The organism is Lentzea sp. (assembly GCF_036380075.1).
Taxonomy (GTDB): Bacteria; Actinomycetota; Actinomycetes; order Mycobacteriales; family Pseudonocardiaceae; genus Lentzea.
In genome coordinates this window covers 1-14,987 of the sequence record NZ_DASVFL010000181.1, presented here as the reverse complement: position 1 = coordinate 14,987, position 14,987 = coordinate 1, and the positions used below count along the sequence as shown (strand labels likewise).

General features: G+C 70.9%; 14 protein-coding genes. 8 read left to right on the top strand and 6 right to left on the bottom strand.

Going from position 1 to position 14,987, the window contains the following annotated elements; genetic code table 11:
• Positions 1 to 231 precede the first annotated feature (231 nt).
• From VF330_RS20525 to VF330_RS20510, 4 genes are all read left to right on the top strand, one after another.
• Positions 232 to 2,949 carry a nitrate- and nitrite sensing domain-containing protein gene (locus VF330_RS20525; protein WP_330853249.1) on the top strand — a complete coding sequence of 906 codons (2,718 nt, stop codon included), beginning with the start codon at positions 232 to 234 and terminating at the stop codon, positions 2,947 to 2,949.
• Complete coding sequence (locus tag VF330_RS20520; RefSeq protein ID WP_090051261.1) at positions 2,946 to 3,368, top strand: roadblock/LC7 domain-containing protein; 423 nt, start codon at positions 2,946 to 2,948, stop codon at positions 3,366 to 3,368. Before VF330_RS20525 ends, VF330_RS20520 begins: the two co-directional genes overlap by 4 nt.
• Positions 3,369 to 3,394: 26 nt before the next feature.
• Complete coding sequence (locus VF330_RS20515) at positions 3,395 to 3,985, top strand: GTP-binding protein (protein WP_330853248.1); 591 nt, start codon at positions 3,395 to 3,397, stop codon at positions 3,983 to 3,985.
• Positions 3,986 to 4,258: 273 nt separating this feature from the next.
• The gene (locus tag VF330_RS20510) at positions 4,259 to 4,771 is read left to right on the top strand and encodes a snapalysin family zinc-dependent metalloprotease (protein ID WP_330853247.1); all 513 of its coding nucleotides are present in this window, start codon (positions 4,259 to 4,261) and stop codon (positions 4,769 to 4,771) included.
• Between the two features lie 46 nt (positions 4,772 to 4,817).
• Here VF330_RS20510 and VF330_RS20505 read toward each other — a convergent pair whose 3' ends face one another.
• The 5 genes from VF330_RS20505 to VF330_RS20485 all read right to left on the bottom strand — a co-directional run bounded on the left by VF330_RS20505 (position 4,818) and on the right by VF330_RS20485 (position 9,543).
• The gene (locus VF330_RS20505; protein WP_330853246.1) at positions 4,818 to 6,650 is read right to left on the bottom strand and encodes a diguanylate cyclase domain-containing protein; all 1,833 of its coding nucleotides are present in this window, start codon (positions 6,648 to 6,650) and stop codon (positions 4,818 to 4,820) included.
• A complete protein-coding gene (locus VF330_RS20500; protein WP_330853245.1) occupies positions 6,650 to 7,450 on the bottom strand; it encodes an SAM-dependent methyltransferase in 801 nt (266 codons plus the stop codon). The genes VF330_RS20505 and VF330_RS20500 overlap by 1 nt, the downstream gene beginning before the upstream one ends.
• Before the next feature lie 97 nt (positions 7,451 to 7,547).
• Positions 7,548 to 7,991 carry a hypothetical protein gene (locus VF330_RS20495; RefSeq protein WP_330853244.1) on the bottom strand — a complete coding sequence of 148 codons (444 nt, stop codon included), beginning with the start codon at positions 7,989 to 7,991 and terminating at the stop codon, positions 7,548 to 7,550.
• Positions 7,969 to 8,601: a sigma-70 family RNA polymerase sigma factor gene (locus tag VF330_RS20490; RefSeq protein WP_330853243.1), complete on the bottom strand. Its 633-nt coding sequence runs from the start codon at positions 8,599 to 8,601 to the stop codon at positions 7,969 to 7,971. Before VF330_RS20490 ends, VF330_RS20495 begins: the two co-directional genes overlap by 23 nt.
• A 54-nt stretch (positions 8,602 to 8,655) precedes the next feature.
• Positions 8,656 to 9,543: a S8 family peptidase gene (locus tag VF330_RS20485; RefSeq protein WP_330853242.1), complete on the bottom strand. Its 888-nt coding sequence runs from the start codon at positions 9,541 to 9,543 to the stop codon at positions 8,656 to 8,658.
• On the opposite strand from VF330_RS20485, the gene VF330_RS20480 reads away from it, so the two are divergent.
• From VF330_RS20480 to VF330_RS20470, 3 genes are read left to right on the top strand one after another with little or no spacing between them, the layout of a single operon-like run.
• Entirely contained in the window at positions 9,514 to 9,936 is a 423-nt protein-coding gene (locus VF330_RS20480; RefSeq protein WP_330853241.1) for a hypothetical protein, read from the top strand. The two genes, VF330_RS20485 and VF330_RS20480, sit on opposite strands and share 30 nt — an antisense overlap.
• Positions 9,933 to 12,521: a CHAT domain-containing protein gene (locus VF330_RS20475; protein ID WP_330853240.1), complete on the top strand. Its 2,589-nt coding sequence runs from the start codon at positions 9,933 to 9,935 to the stop codon at positions 12,519 to 12,521. Before VF330_RS20480 ends, VF330_RS20475 begins: the two co-directional genes overlap by 4 nt.
• 43 nt (positions 12,522 to 12,564) lie before the next feature.
• A complete protein-coding gene (locus VF330_RS20470) occupies positions 12,565 to 14,118 on the top strand; it encodes an FAD-binding oxidoreductase (protein ID WP_330853239.1) in 1,554 nt (517 codons plus the stop codon).
• Here the strand turns inward: VF330_RS20470 and VF330_RS20465 are convergent.
• Positions 14,081 to 14,383 (bottom strand): YggT family protein, encoded by a 303-nt coding sequence (locus tag VF330_RS20465; protein ID WP_330853238.1) that lies wholly within the window; start codon positions 14,381 to 14,383, stop codon positions 14,081 to 14,083. The genes VF330_RS20470 and VF330_RS20465 overlap by 38 nt on opposite strands.
• A gap of 55 nt (positions 14,384 to 14,438) precedes the next feature.
• Between VF330_RS20465 and VF330_RS20460 the strand changes: the two genes are divergently transcribed.
• On the top strand, positions 14,439 to 14,768 hold the full coding sequence (locus VF330_RS20460) for a TfoX/Sxy family protein (protein ID WP_330853237.1): 330 nt from the start codon (positions 14,439 to 14,441) through the stop codon (positions 14,766 to 14,768).
• Positions 14,769 to 14,987: the final 219 nt, after the last annotated feature.

The window sequence follows — 14,987 nt, the reverse complement described above, 5'->3', positions numbered from 1 at the left end:
AATTATCGCTTCAGGGCCGTTTAGCCGCCCACTTCAAAGTTGTTGATTCTCGAACCAGCTGTTTTGTCGTCCGAACGGCGGTATGAGAACGGTGCTTTTTACTCCAAGATCCACCAGGTTTGCAGCTATTAAACGGGGCGGGGAGTGTTGACGGTGCGCGGTCGTGAGGACCAGCGAGGCATCGACCGGTTCCGCCTACGCAACTGGCGGTTGCGGAGCAAGCTCGCGGTTGTGTTGCTAGTTCCGGCTCTGAGCACCGCGACTCTCGCGGGCCTGCGCCTGAACACCCAGCTCGACGACGTCGAACTCTTCGACACCGTCCAGCGCGAGCTCGCGGTCAGCCACCAGGCGGCGAAGGTGGAGAACGCGCTTCAGGTCGAGCGCGACTACGCCGTGCAGTGTGTGGCAGCAGGCAGGCAGAACGCGTGCCCCGAGCACGCGGCCCGCACTGGGCTCACTGACACGGAACTGGGCAAGTATCGGGACTCGGGCGCGACGGCCACGGCCTTGAGCGCGCCCCTTCAGGAGTCGTTCACGAAGTCGCTCGAGTCCCTCGACGGACTGGCGAGCTTGCGTGTCACGCTGCTGAGCACGAAGTACCCCGACATCGCCGTTGTCGGTGCGTACAACCAGATCATCGCGCAGCTCAGCCAGGTGCACCGCGCCGCGGTGTCCAGCCTGAGCGAGCCCGAGATCGTTCCGCTGGTCTCCGCGGCGCAGGCGCTCTACAACGCGCAGGAACAGCTCGGCGAGCAGAACGCGATCCTGGTGTCCACCGCGCTGCGCAAGGGCTTCGCACCCGGCGCCGCGGACGAGCTGCGCGCCGCGCAGTCCCGTCTGGACGCCGCGTTCCGCGAGTTCAACGACGCCGCGTCGGTGGCCAACCAGCAGAAGTTCCAGGACATCGTGTCCGGTTCGGCCGTCGACGGCCGCAACCGGCTCGTGAAGCTCGCGCTCGCGCAGGACGCGGAGCGCGAGCCGGTGACCATCACGGACGCCGACGTCCTCAAGATCGGTCAGGACACCGCGAACCTGGTTCGCCAGGTCTCGACCGAACTGGAGAACCAGGCCAACGCGACGACCACGCGTCTCGCGGACCAGGCCCGGTCGGACGCCTGGCGCGACGCCGGTCTGGTGGCCGTCACGCTGCTGCTCGCGTTCGGCCTCATGGCGATGGTCGCGCAGTCGATGCTGCGGCCGCTGCGCGTTCTGCGCCGCAGCGCCCTCGACGTCGCCCGCAACCAGCTGCCGGAAGCCATTCGGCGCATTCGTTCGCACCGCGAGCCGGAACGGGCCGCGGAAGAGGCGATCGTCCCGGTGCCCATCAACACGACCGAAGAGGTCGGCCAGGTGGCGCGGGCGTTCGACCTCGTGCAGCGCGAGGCGGTCCGCCTCGCCGTCGAGCAGGTGGCACTGCGCGCGAACGTCAACGACATGTTCATCAACCTGTCGCGGCGTTCGCAGGCGTTGGTGGAGCGGCAGATCAGCGTGATCGACCGGCTCGAGCAGGACGAGCAGGACCCCGACCACCTGGCGTCGCTGTTCGAGCTCGACCACCTCGCGACGCAGATGCGGCGCAACAGCGAGAACCTCCTGGTCCTGTCCGGCACGACGGTCAACCGCCGCGTCACCCGGCCCGTCGCGATCTCCGAGGTGCTCGGCGCCGCGGTGTCCGAGGTCGAGAAGTACGCGCGCGTCCAGATCGCCCCGACGCCGGACCTGATGGTGCAGGGACGCGTGGTCAACGACCTCGCGCACCTCGTCGCCGAGCTGCTCGACAACGCGACGGCGTTCTCCAAGCCCACCACCAAGGTCACCGTGCGCACGATCGAGACCCGCAAGGGCGAGGTCGCGATCCGCATTCACGACCGCGGTGTCGGCATCCAGGAGGACGAGGTCGGCGAGTTCAACCAGAAGCTCGCCGAGCCGCCGGAGGTCGACGTCTCCGTCGCCCGCGAGATGGGCCTGTACGTGGTCGGCCAGCTCGCGAAGCGCCACGAGATCCGCGTGACGCTGGCGAACAACGACGACATCGAGGGCGGTGTCACCGCCCAGGTGATCCTGCCGGTCTCGTTGCTGCACAAGGGCTCCGCGCCCGCACTGCCGCTGCCGGCCGCGGCCCCGGCCGCCGTGCCGGGTGCCGAGACCACCGGCGAGGGCCTGTCGGGTGTGCCGAAGTGGACGCCGGAGCACCCCGTGGTGCTGCCGTCGGCCACCGCCGAGCCGGAGGAGAACTCCGGCCGGCACCGCATCGAGCAGACGTCCACGGACGGCCTGTTCACCGCGCGGATCGAGGCGGACGAGAAGTCCGCGGAGGACGGGTACTCCTACGAGCCGCCCGTCGAACGCCCGGCCGAGCAGAACGACCCGGCCACCGAGATCTTCCCGGCCGTCGTGGTCGACGACGACGAGCCGCTGATCTCCCCCGACGCGCTGTCGCGGTGGTTCCAGACCCCCGCGGCTGATGAACCGACCGTCATCGCACAACCCGCCAGGGGCGTTCCAGCGGAACCGGAGCGCGTCGAGGAAGAGTCAGAGCCGGCCACGGTGAACGGCCTGCCCAAGCGGCAGCGGTCCGCCGAGCCGGTGAAGACCGAGGCACCGACGGCGGTGCCCCGCGCGGTCGCCGACTTCGCCGACTCCGAATGGGGTTCGGCGGACGACGGATGGCGTGCCGCCGGCGCGCTCGGATCCGGCGAAACCGCGCAGACGACCGAGAACGGCTTGCCCAAACGCGTTCCCAAGGCACGTCTCGTGCCGGGATCGCTTCCCTCGCCGTCGTCACCCGCACCCCAGCTGGCGACCGCCGCGGCACTGCCCGCACGGTCCGCCGACAGGTTGCGCCAGCGGTTCGCCACGTACCAGAAGGGTGTCCAGATGGGCCGTGAGTCGCTCTTCGACTCCGCCGTCGGCGGCATCCCCGTGATCGCAGAAAGGGAACGCCAGTGACCACCGCGACTGAGGAACTGGACAACTTCAGCTGGCTGGTCGAGGACTTCGTCAGCAGGGTCGCCGGTGTCGCGCACGCGATCGTCGTCTCGGCGGACGGACTCCTGCTCGCTTCGTCCGACCGCCTCCCGCACGACCGCGCCGAGCAGCTCGCCGCGGTCTCCTCCGGGCTCGTGTCGCTGAACCAGGGCGCCGCGCGCTGCTTCGAGGCGGGAGAGGTGAAGCAGACCGTCGTCGAGATGGAACGCGGCTACCTCTTCCTGATGTCCATCAGCGACGGGTCGTGCCTCGCCGTGCTCGCCGCGCCGAACTGCGACATCGGGCTCATCGGTTACGCGATGACCCGGCTCGTGGAGCGGGTCGGTCTCCAGCTCACGCCGGAGATCCGCGCCCAGCTGCACGTCTCCATGCGGGCCTGACAGGTGCAGAGCAGAAGGAAGTTCCCATGAGCAACGGTGGTCCGGGTCGTCCGGGGTCACGAGAGCTGGCCACGACGTCGGCGAAGATCGTCGTCGCCGGTGGCTTCGGGGTCGGCAAGACGACGTTCGTCGGGTCGGTCTCCGAGATCACCCCGCTGACCACCGAGGCCGTCATGACGCAGGCCTCGGTGGGCGTCGACGACCTGTCCCTGGTCCCCGACAAGGTCACCACGACGGTGGCCATGGACTTCGGCAGGGTGTCGCTGGACAAGGACCTGATCCTGTACCTGTTCGGCACGCCCGGCCAGCACCGGTTCTGGTTCATGTGGGACGACCTGGTGCGCGGTGCGATCGGCGCGGTCGTCATGGTCGACACCCGCAGGATCGACGACGCGTTCGCGCCCATCGACTTCTTCGAGGACCGCGACCTGCCGTACGTGATCGCGGTGAACTGCTTCGACGGCCTGATGCACCACCGGGCCGAGGAGATCCGCGACGCGCTCACGATCTCGTCGGCCGTGCCGCTCATCCCGTGCGACGCGCGGAACCGGCAGTCGACGAAGCAGATCCTGATCGCGCTGGTGGAGCACGCCATGCGCCAGCCGTCGTTCGCCTAGTACGCCGCACGAGCTTGACGCCCTCCGGACCATCAGGTCCGGAGGGCGTCAACGTTCATGCCCGTCTTCTCCGGACACCGGGGTGGCGGCACGAACGTCTTCGGTAGGGAGCGTTTCCGCTCTCCACGGGCCTGCCGGCGGGTCGTGCCCGTGCGCCGACCTACGAACGCACTTGACCGTGCCAGCGCGGCTTCACACTTGACTCTTCTTGTGCGCCAACGCATCGGCGATACAGTCGGGGTTGCTCTAACCCTGCATTGCGAGGAGATCCCTGTGTTCCTGCGCAAAACCATCGCTGTGCTGTCCAGCGCCGCCGCCCTGTCTCTCGGCGTCGTGGGCACCGCACAGGCGGCCACCACCCTCACCTACAACTCGACGGGTGCCGCGGCGTACGCGGCCGAGATCGACGCCGGGGCGCAGGTGTGGAACACCAACGTGAAGAACGTGCGCCTGGTGAAGACCACGGGCCGCGCGAACATCACCATCGTGTCCGACCCGGGCTGGCCGCGGGCGCAACCGACCACGCTCGGCAACGGCAAGATCTGGATCGGCAAGCAGGCCGTGGACGAGGGCTACAACAAGGTCCGGATCGCGGCCCACGAGATCGGCCACATCCTCGGCCTGCCCGACGTGAAGCCCGGCCCGTGCTCCAGCCTGATGTCCGGGTCGACCGGCGGTGTCTCGTGCACCAACGTCAACCCGAACGCGTCGGAGAAGTCGCGGGTCGAGCGGAACTTCGCCGGCACCGCCCAGGCCGACCTGTCCACCGCGGTGGACGCGGCCTAGTTCGTCCCCGAGCGGGTCGTGGCCGACCCTGACGGCCACGACCCGCTCAGCGGGACACCACGAGGTCCACGCCGAGCGCCAGCAGCTCGTCCCGGTCGCCGGGACCGCCGATCACGTGCACGCCCGCCGACCGCAGCAACGGCACCAGGAGCGCCAACCCCTGGCGCGCCAGCCTTTCCGGCGGCGGTTGTGCCAGCCGGACACCCCACACCGGACTGCGGTCCACAGTGGACAATCCGCCGAAGCCGCCGCCGAACTCGTGCAGCAGCACCCGCACGCCCATGTCGTGCAGCACCTCCAGGTTGTCCTCACCGTCGGGCAGCACCCGCACGTCGAGCGCCAGGAAGAGCGACGAGGCCGGCAAAGCGCAGGCCCGCAGGACCGACCGCACGTGCGCCGCGAGGTCCGGGTCGCGCGACAGGTCCCCGGACAGCCGGACCAGCACCGGCTCGCCGCGCGAACACGCCTCCCGCAACAGCATCAGCCCGAGACGCCCCGCCAGGCCGAGCGCGTCGGCGTGGGCGACGACCTCCTCGTGCCGGGCCGCGCCCCAGCGCAGCGAGGCCTCGACGAAGGCGAGCCCGCCGGACACCCACGACACCGGCGTGAGCTCCACGGAGATCTCGCCGTTCTCGAAGGCTCCCGGCATCGCCGCGATCCGCGCGAACCGGGCGCGGCGGGCGGTGTCCGCCTCGTGGTCGTAGAGGGCCCACTGCCTCTTGCCGCCGGTCTCGGCCCGCCGCAGCGTCGAGTGCGCCCTGCGCAGCACGGCCGTCGGGTCCACCCCGGGACCGGACACGTGCACGAACCCGATCGACGTCGACACCGCGACGCCCGCACCCTCCAGGTACACCGGCTCGGACAGCTCCTCGTCGATCATCGCCGCCAGCGCCGCGACGTCGGGCGAGCCGTGCACCAGCACGACGAACTCGTCGCCGCCGACCCTGGCGACCACGGCGTCGGGCAGCACGAACCGCAGCCGCCGAGCGACCTCCACCAGCACCGCGTCGCCCGCCACGTACCCGAGTCCGTCGTTGACGATCGTGAGGCTGTCGACGTCCAGGTACGCGAGGGTGTGCGGGTCACCGGTCGCCAGCGCCGACTCCAGCTTGTCCGTGAACGAGGCGCGGTTCGGCAGGCCGGTCAGCAGGTCCGTCAGCGACTGGTGCCGCAGCCACTCCTGGAGCATGCGCTGCTCCGTGACGTCCTCGACCAGCGCCACGTGGAACTTCGGCAGCCCGTCGGAACCGCGCAGCACGGACAGCACGACGTTCGCCCACACCGTGTCACCGTTGCGGCGCTCGAGCTCCCACTCGCGGCGGTCGATGTCCACAGAGGACTCGACCATCCGCTCGCAGGCCGCCGCCAGCGCCACGGCGTCCGCGTCGGCGAACAGCTCCTTCGGCATCTCCTCGTGCCCCAGGATCGCGGCGAGGGCGTCGTTCGCCTCGACGACGGCGCCGTGCAGGTCGAAGATCGCGATGCCGACCGCGGCCGACGCGAAGACCTGGGCGAACCGCGCCTCGCTGTCGTGCAGGTCGCGCCGGGCGTCCTCGACGGCCTTCAGCAGCGCGTTCTTGACCTTCTCCTGCTGGGCGAACAGCTCGTCGCGGGTCGCCCGCACGTACCCGGCCGCGAGCTCGCCCAGCACGGCGGGGGAGACCTCGCCGGACAGCACGCCGACCGTGCGCGAGAGCGACTCGGGACCGGTGAAGCGCTTGCGCACCAGCCATTCCCCGACCTCGGCGGGGTCGTCGCCGGCCCGCAGGCGGGCGGCGTGCTCCTCGAGGTGCTGCGTCAGCGTCCGCCGCGACATCGGCGAGTACGCGCTCTCGATGAGCTCGGCCGCCCAGCGCCGGGCGAGGGGCTCGGTGGCCATCAGGGCTTGCGGCCCACCGCGGCGTAGAGGTTCGCCTTCGACGGGTCGGTGCCGACGTCCTCCGGCGTCTCCGGCCGCCACTGCGGCGTGAACACGACGCCGGGCTCGACGATCTCCGTGCCCGCCAGCATGTCCGCGACCTGGGCGCGCGTGCGCGGGGTGATCGGCTCGGCGGTCCTGGCGAAGATCTCCTTCCCGGCCGCCATCGCCGCGGGCATGCTGTCGGCGGTGAAGTGCGACAGCGCCAGGTACGAGCCGGACGGGAGCGCGTCGACGTAGCGGGCCAGCACGCCCCACGGGTCGTCCGAGTCGGGGATGAACTGGAGGACGCCGACGACCAGCAGCCCGACCGGCTGGGAGAGGTCGAGCACCGAGGACGCCTGGCGCACCACCTTCTCCGGCTCGCGCAGGTCGGCCAGCACCGCCGTCACGTCCGGCTCGCCGGCCAGCATCAGCTCGGCGTGCGTGATCGCGACCGGTTCGAAGTCGACGTACACGACCTTCGACCCCGGGGCGACCTCGTGCGCCACCTCGTGCACGTTCCCGACCGTGGGAATGCCGGAACCGAGGTCGAGGAACTGGCGAATGCCGAGACCTGCCAGTTCCAGGACGACCCGGCGCAGATAAGCGCGGTTGCGCCGCGCCATGTCGCGCACCGGCAGCACTTTGATCAGAGCTTCCGCAGTCGCGCGGTCCGCCTCGAAGTTGTGCCCGCCACCGAGGAGGTAGTCGTAGATCCGGGCGGAACTCGGAACGTCGACGTTCACGCCTTCCGGTACCCAGCTGACTCGATCGACCACGGCACACACCTCTCGCGATGCGAATTAGGAGCGTGCTGACCCTATCGGTCGAACGTGTGGGCCGAACGAGCGAATTCCGTCGTCACACGAATGACAGTCAGAGGATGAACCAATCGGTGCAGCCACCGGTGAACCGGAACCGCACCGGCCCGCGCGGTGCCGCGTCCATCACGAACGTGCCGAGCTCGTCGACCTCCGCCGTCTCGTGGTCGCCGCTCGGCGTCACCAGCGTGACGGACCCGGTCGCCGGCACCAGCTGACCGGTGATCCCGGCCGCCGACACCTCGACCTGCAGCATCACGCCGTCCGCGTCGAACACCAGCTGGCGCGCCGTCGCCGTCGCCCGCGCACGGGCGAACAGCGTGTCGTCCAGCACGGAGTCGTACGACGTGATGAGCAGCAGTTCCTCGTCGATGGTGCGCCAGGTGAACGCGGCCTTGGCGGCTTCGACGAACTCCGGTGGGACGTCGTCGGGCGGTGTGCTCACCGCGTCGCGCAAAGCGTCGAGCAGTACTTCGTCACTGTCCCAGTCGTGCCGCACCCAGCACACCTCCTCTCTGCTGTGCCGGCGTCCGCTGGGGCGAACCCAGGAACGCGGCGACCGCCGGGGTCTTGCGCAACTTCTCCAGGCAGCGGATCCGCGTGGGCCCGATGCTGCCGACCGGCATCGCGAGCTCGTCGCTCACGACCTGGTAGCTCGGCGGCGGGTCGGTCATCAGCTTCGTCAGCAACCGCTTGCACTGCTCGGTGAGCTCGGCGAACCCGTCCCGCAGCGCCTGCCGCCGCTCCACCGCCAGCAGGTCCGCCTCCACGTCCGCGTCCACCTGCTCCGACTCCAGCGCGTCGGAGGAGGTCAACGGGTCGTAGAGGTGCGTGCGCTGCTGCACCCGCAGCACGCGCAGGCACTCGTTGCGGGTCGTCGTCATGATCCAGCCCGGCAACGCCTCCGGCTCGCGCAGCCGTCCGATCTGCTCCACGAGCCGCAGCCACAGCGTCTGGTTCACGTCGGCCGCATCCGCGGGGCGCAGCCGGTGCTTGTAGATCACCGACACCACCAGGGGCGTGTAACGGTCCACGATCTCGTTCCACGCCGACTGGTCGCCCTCGGCCGCCGCGCTCACGAGCGCGGCGATCGGGGATGCAGAGGTCACGTCGACTCCTTGCGGTCACACCTGGCGGAGGCGGAGGTCGCCCGCCAGATACAACTATTTGACGAAAACACCGTAGCCGGGGTGCAGCTCTGGGCCACTCAGCAGTTTGTCACGGGCCTGAGCTGCGGTGATGCCGTCCGACACCATCGTGGCGGCGATCCGGCCGGTGACGAGCGGCGCCGCGAACGACGTGCCGTACCAGTAGGCCCACAGCGCGAACGGCGTCGCGTCGGCCTCACCGGCCAGGTGCCACTCGCCCTTGAGGTAGGTCGAGGCGCGGTTGCCGACCGCGCTCGCGTCGACCCAGTGGCCCCAGTTCGAGTAGGAGGCGGGCACGACCGAGCCGTCCGGCTTCTGCTCGGCGGCGGCCACGGCCGTCACCTCGTCGAGCGCGGCGGGCCAGCTCGGCCGCTGCGTGCCCTGGTTGCCGGCCGAGGCGACCACGACGACGTCCTTCGGCAGGGCCGCGATCGTGCGCCGCAGCGGTTCGGAGGCCACGTCGTCCTCGGTGAAGCAGCCGAGCGACAGGTTGAGCACGCTGATCTTCTTGCGGCCCAGCTCGGTGATCTTGCGGCAGAGCCGTTCCTCGTCGCCGAACCCGTTGGGGTCGAGGCCGACCTCGGGGTCGAACGTGACGCCGGGCGCCGCGTTCTGGATGACGCCGGCGACGAACGTGCCGTGCCCGCCCTGCAACGCGAAGACGTCGCCACCGCTGTAGGCGGGGTCGACGTCGTCGGCCTCCTCGGCGTAGCGGCCGCCGAACCAGTCGGCGTGCTCGCTGGAGGCGCCGGAGGAGATGCCGGTGTCGATGACGCCGACGCGGACCTCCTTGAGGCGGGCGTCGTACTTCGGGGCGTCGAGAGGGTCCGCCGGGTAGGGCCGGTCGCCGGGGTTGCCCATGATGAGGCCGCCGTGGCCGACGACGACGTGGTGCGGCTGCACGAGCGGCACGCGCTGGTTCGGCCAGGTTCGCTGGTCGCGCAACAACCGGACGATCCGCGGAATCTCCTCGGCGTTGTTCGGCAACGTCAAACGGGCCAAACCTGCGAATGGTTCGCCGGGCCGGGAGACGATGTTGTTTTCCCGGAGCTTTTCGGCGACGCGTTGTTGATCCTCGGCGCCGACGAGCAGCTGGCCGGGTCGATAAAGGAATTCACGCCCGCGTTCGGCGTGGAAGCTGATGTTCTTGTCCTCGGCGATGAGCTGCAGGAAAGCTCTTTGGTAAAGCTCCGCGCTTTCTGGCGTTTTCGACACCACGGCCTCACTAAAGCAGCGTTGACGGGCACCCCGACCGAGCTTGATCAAGCTACCACAGCGGATAAAGTGTTGCCGTGACCGACTTTTCCGCGGAGGACGCGCTGGAGGCCAGGCAGCGCAACCCGCGCGCGGCCGTGGAGATGGCCCGCGCCGTGCTCCGCACGACGGAGGACAGGGCGGAATGGTCGATCGCCGAACGCGCGATCGGCCTCGCGTTGCGCGAGATGCACGATTTCCCCGGTGCCGCCCGGCACCTGCGCCGGTCGATCAAGATCGCGTCTTCCGCCGGCCTGCCCCGGTTGTCCGCTCTGGCGCAGATGAGTCTCGCGTGGGTGCTCGTCTACACGGGCAAGCAGGGGGCCGCGCTGAAGGCCCTGGACGACGCGATGCCGGAGCTGACCGGTGCCGACGCGGTCGCCGCCCTGATGCAACGCGGTGTCGTCTTCCACTACCTGACCCGCCACGACGACGCGCGGCGCGACTACACCGCGGCCATCGCCGGTGCCCGCCGCGTCGGCGACCGGCTGGTGGAGGCCCGCGCCCTCAACAACCGAGGCCTGGTGCGCGCCTACGTCGGCGACATGCGCGAGGCGTCGGCGGACTTCGCGCTCGCCGCGTCCCTGCTGGGGGAGCTGGGGCAGGAGCTCGGCGTCGCGGACGTGCACTGGAACGCGGGCATCATGGCGACCCGCGGCGGTGACGTGCCCGCGGCGCTGACGTTGTTCGACAAGGCGGAGGAGGTGCACCGCCGGCTCGACGTGATGCGTCCGGTGCTGCTGGTGAACCGCCTGGAGCTGCTCGTCTCCGTGCCGCTGCTGGACGAGGCTCGTGCCGCCGCCGACCGCGCGATCGTCGAGCTGAAGGCGTTGCGGAACCCGCTGGGCGTCTCGGAGGCGCTGTACTTCCGCGCGCGGATCGCCCTGCTGGACGACGACCCGGACGCGGCGCACGGGTTCGCAGCCGAGGCGCGCCGCCGGTTCCGCCGCGAGCAACGCCTGCTGTGGGCGGCGGGTGCCCGTTACCTGGAGCTGCACGCGGCGGTGCTGCGCGGCGACCGGTCCCGGCCGTTGCGGCTGGCGTTGTCGCGCGTGGCCTCCGAGCTGGACGCGATGGACTGGCGGCTGCCCGCGCTGGAGGCCCGGATCGACGCCGGTCTGGTGGCCGCGGACCTCGGTCACCGCGCCCGTGCCGTGGCGGAGCTCGGGGTGGCCGCCGCCGCCCGGCTGCGCGGTCCGGCCGGGCTGCGCGTGCGCGGCTGGTACGCGGAAGCGTTGCGGCGCAAGCTCTCCGGTGACGTCCGGGGCACGTCGTCCGCGCTGCGGCGGGGGATCGGGCTGCTGGACGAGTACCGGGTCTCGCTGGGCGCGGCCGAGCTGCGCGCGTCGGCGGGCGTGCAGGGCCAGGCCCTGGCGCTGGAGGGGCTGCGGCTGGCCGTCGCCTCGGGCAACGCGGCGCGCGTGCTGTCGTGGACCGAGAGCTGGCGCGCCGGTGCGTTGCGGATGAAGTCCGTCTCGCCGCCGGACGACCCGCGGCTGGAGGACGCGCTCGCGTCGTTGCGCGCGGTGTCGGCCGACGTCGAGTCCGCCGTGCTGGCGGGCAAGCCCGCCGGGTCGCTGCGCGCGCAGCTGGTGCGCGCCGAGCAACGCGTCCGCGACCTGACCCGCCAGGTGTCCGGCGAGGTCTCCGTCTTCAAGCCGCCGTCGGTGCCGGCCCTGGCGGCGGCACTCGGCACATCGGCGCTGATCGAGTTCGTCGAGTACGACGGCGCGTTGATGGCCGTGGTGCTGGCGGGCGGCCGCGCCTCGCTGCACTCGCTGGGCGCTTTGGAGGGGGCGGTGCGCGAGATCCGGTTGCTGCGCTTCGCGTTGCACCGCCTGGTCACCCTGCCGCCGCAGCTGCCGAACCTCGCCGTGGCCCGGTCGTCCGCCGCGCACGCGGCTTCGTTGCTGGCGCGGCGGTTGCTGGAACCGCTGGCCGCGCGGATCGACGGACGCCCGCTCGTCGTCGTGCCGACCGGTGCCCTGAACGGCCTGCCGTGGGCCGTGCTGGGGCGCCAGGTGACGGTCGCGCCCTCGGCCTCGGTGTGGCTGCGCGCGTGCTCGGTCGCCGACGCGTCCGGTCCGGCGGTGCTGGCCGCGGGACCCCGCATGGCCGCCGCGTCCGCCGAGATCAAGGCGATCAGCGCGCACGTCCCGGGCCGCGTGCTCGTCGACGCGGAGGCGACCGTGAGCGCGGTGTCGTCCGCAATGGACGGTGCGGCGCTGGCCCACATCGCCGCGCACGGCTCGTTCCGCGTCGACAACCCGCTGTTCTCGGCCCTGGAACTGGCCGACGGCCCGCTGACCGTCTACGACATCGAACGGCTGCGCACTCCGCCGACGCGGGTGGTGCTGTCGGCCTGCGACACCGGCCAGTCCGCGGTGCGCCCCGGCGACGAGCTGATGGGCTTCACCGCCGCACTGCTCGGCCTGGGCACCCGGACGTTGATCGCGCCGGTCGTGCCGGTGCCCACCGACGGCACCGCGCCGGTGATGGTGGAGCTGCACCGCGAGCTGGCGGCCGGGACGGCCCCGGCCGAGGCGCTGGCGTCGGTGCAACGGGCGGCGGCCGACGACGCCGCCTACGCCGCCGCCGTCGGGTTCGTGTGCTTCGGCGCCGGCTAGGAGCTGTTCCAGAACTTCAGCGTTTCGCTTAGGGTTGCTCGCCATGACGACGAGGTCGTGGTGGGGCTGGGGGAACGTCGAGGACGCCGTCACCCCGCAGGAGCGTGCTGCGCTGGTTGGCCGGGTCCGGGCGGTGCTGCCGGACGCGGACCTGACGTTCCACGAGCCACCGGACCCGTCGGCCCTCGACCTCCCCGCGTCGCGCGTCGTGCCGCCGGGCGAGATCTACTCCACCGACCCCGTCGACCGCCTCACCCACGCCCGCGGCCAGGCCTACCGCGACGTCACCCGCAACCTCGCCGGCGACGTCGGCCCGCTGCCGGACGCCGTGGCCCGCCCGCGCACCGAGCAGGACGTCGTCGACGTCCTCGACTGGTGCTCGTCGAACGACGTGTCCGTGATTCCGTTCGGTGGCGGCACTTCCGTCGTCGGCGGCGTCGAACCACGCGACCTCGGCCGCGTCGTGACGCTGGACCTCTCGGCGCTGGACCGCGTGCTGGAAGTCGACCCGACGAGCCGTGCCGCGCGCATCCAGGCCGGCGTGTTCGGCCCGTCGCTGGAGGCGCAGCTCAAGGAACATTCCCTGACCCTGCGGCACTTCCCGCAGTCGTTCGAGTTCTCGACGCTCGGCGGCTGGCTGGCCACCAGGGCCGGCGGCCACTACGCCACGCTCCACACGCACATCGACGACCTGACCGAGTCGCTGCGGGTCGTCACACCGGCGGGAACCTCGGAGTCGCGCCGCCTGCCCGGCTCGGGCGCGGGCCCGTCCCCGGACCGCCTGTTCCTGGGCTCCGAGGGCACCCTGGGCGTGATCACCGAGGCGTGGATGCGCCTGCAGTCCCCGCCGGCCCACCGCGCGGCCGCGTCCGTGCGCTTCGACTCGTGGGACCGCGCCGTGGAGGCGACGCGCCTGATCGCGCAGTCCGGTCTGCACCCGGCGAACTGCCGCCTGCTGGACCCGGCGGAGGCGTTCCTGAACGCGGGCTCGCCGCAGTCGGTCCTGGTGCTGGCCTTCGAGTCGGCCGACCATCCGGTGGACGCCCTGCTGGCCCGCGCCCTGGAGCTCTGCGGCGACGGCGAGGTCGTGGAGGGCGCGTCGGCCCGCTGGCGCAAGTCGTTCCTGCGCATGCCCTACCAACGCGACGCGATGGCCCAGCACGCGATGATCACCGAGACGTTCGAGACGGCCTGCACCTGGGACCGCTTCCCGGCCCTGCACGCGTCCGTGGTGGAGGCCGCCACCACGGCCCTGCGCGAGGTCTGCGGCCTCGGCATCGTCACGTGCCGCTTCACCCACGTCTACCCGGACGGCCCGGCGCCGTACTACGGCATCTACGCGCCGGGCACCCGGGGCAGCCTCACGACCCAATGGGACGAGATCAAGGCAGCCGTCTCCGAAGCCCTGCTGGCCGCCGGCGGCACCATCACCCACCACCACGCCGTGGGCAGAGATCACCTGCCCTGGTACACCCGCCAGCGCCCGGACGTCTTCGCCACGGCCCTGACCGCGGCCAAGACCGCACTGGACCCCGCGAACATCCTCAACCCGGGCGTCCTCACCACACGATCGACCGCAGGATCAACGCGGCGATGAACACGACGGTGAACGCCAAGTCCAACCCGAACCCGCCGAACCGCACAGGCGGCAACACCCGCCGCACCGGCGACAACACGGGCTCCGTGACACCGTGCGTCACCCGCCGCACCTTCCACACCCAGTCACCACGAGCCTGGAAGGTGACCGCCCAGTCCACGATCATCCGGCCGATCATCACGATGATGAACAGCGTCAAGAGCCAACCGATCACCCAGCCGACCACGCCGAACAAGATGGCCTCCTCTATGTCCTGTATGTCCATGAAGCCACACGAACCTGAGAGGCGCCTGGCAACGCGCTGAGACATGATTCAGCCCGTGGCGTACGACGAGGCCCTGGCCCACCGCCTGGGAGACGCGCTGACCCCGCTACCGGGCATCAGCACGAAGAAGATGTTCGGCAGCCTGGTGTTCCTGTGGAACGGAAACATGCTGGCAGGCGTCCTGGGCCCGGACCTGATCGCCAGGGTGGGCCCGGAGGCCCAGCCAGACGCCCTGGCCCAGCCGGGCACACGGGTCTTCGACTTCACGGGCCGCCCGATGAACGGCTGGGTGGTGGTGGACGGCGCGGCCGTGTCGGAGGACGAGGCGCTGGACGACTGGATGGCGAGGTGCCGCGACTTCGTGGAAGCCCTACCCCCGAAGTAGCCCTTCCCCCTTCATCGAAGCCGAAGGCGAGCCCACCGCGAGGCCGAAGGCGAGCCAACGCGACGGCGAAGCCGAGCCGTCGCGAAGCCGAAGGCGAGCAGTCTTGGCTTGTGCTCTTGGCTTTTTCCATGCCTGGCAGGTGGGGTGGTCCCGTCACGAGCAGTGCTGACGCGTTGTGCCGCGCCCGAGGGGAGAGGTCAAGTCGCACGCTTTTCGCGA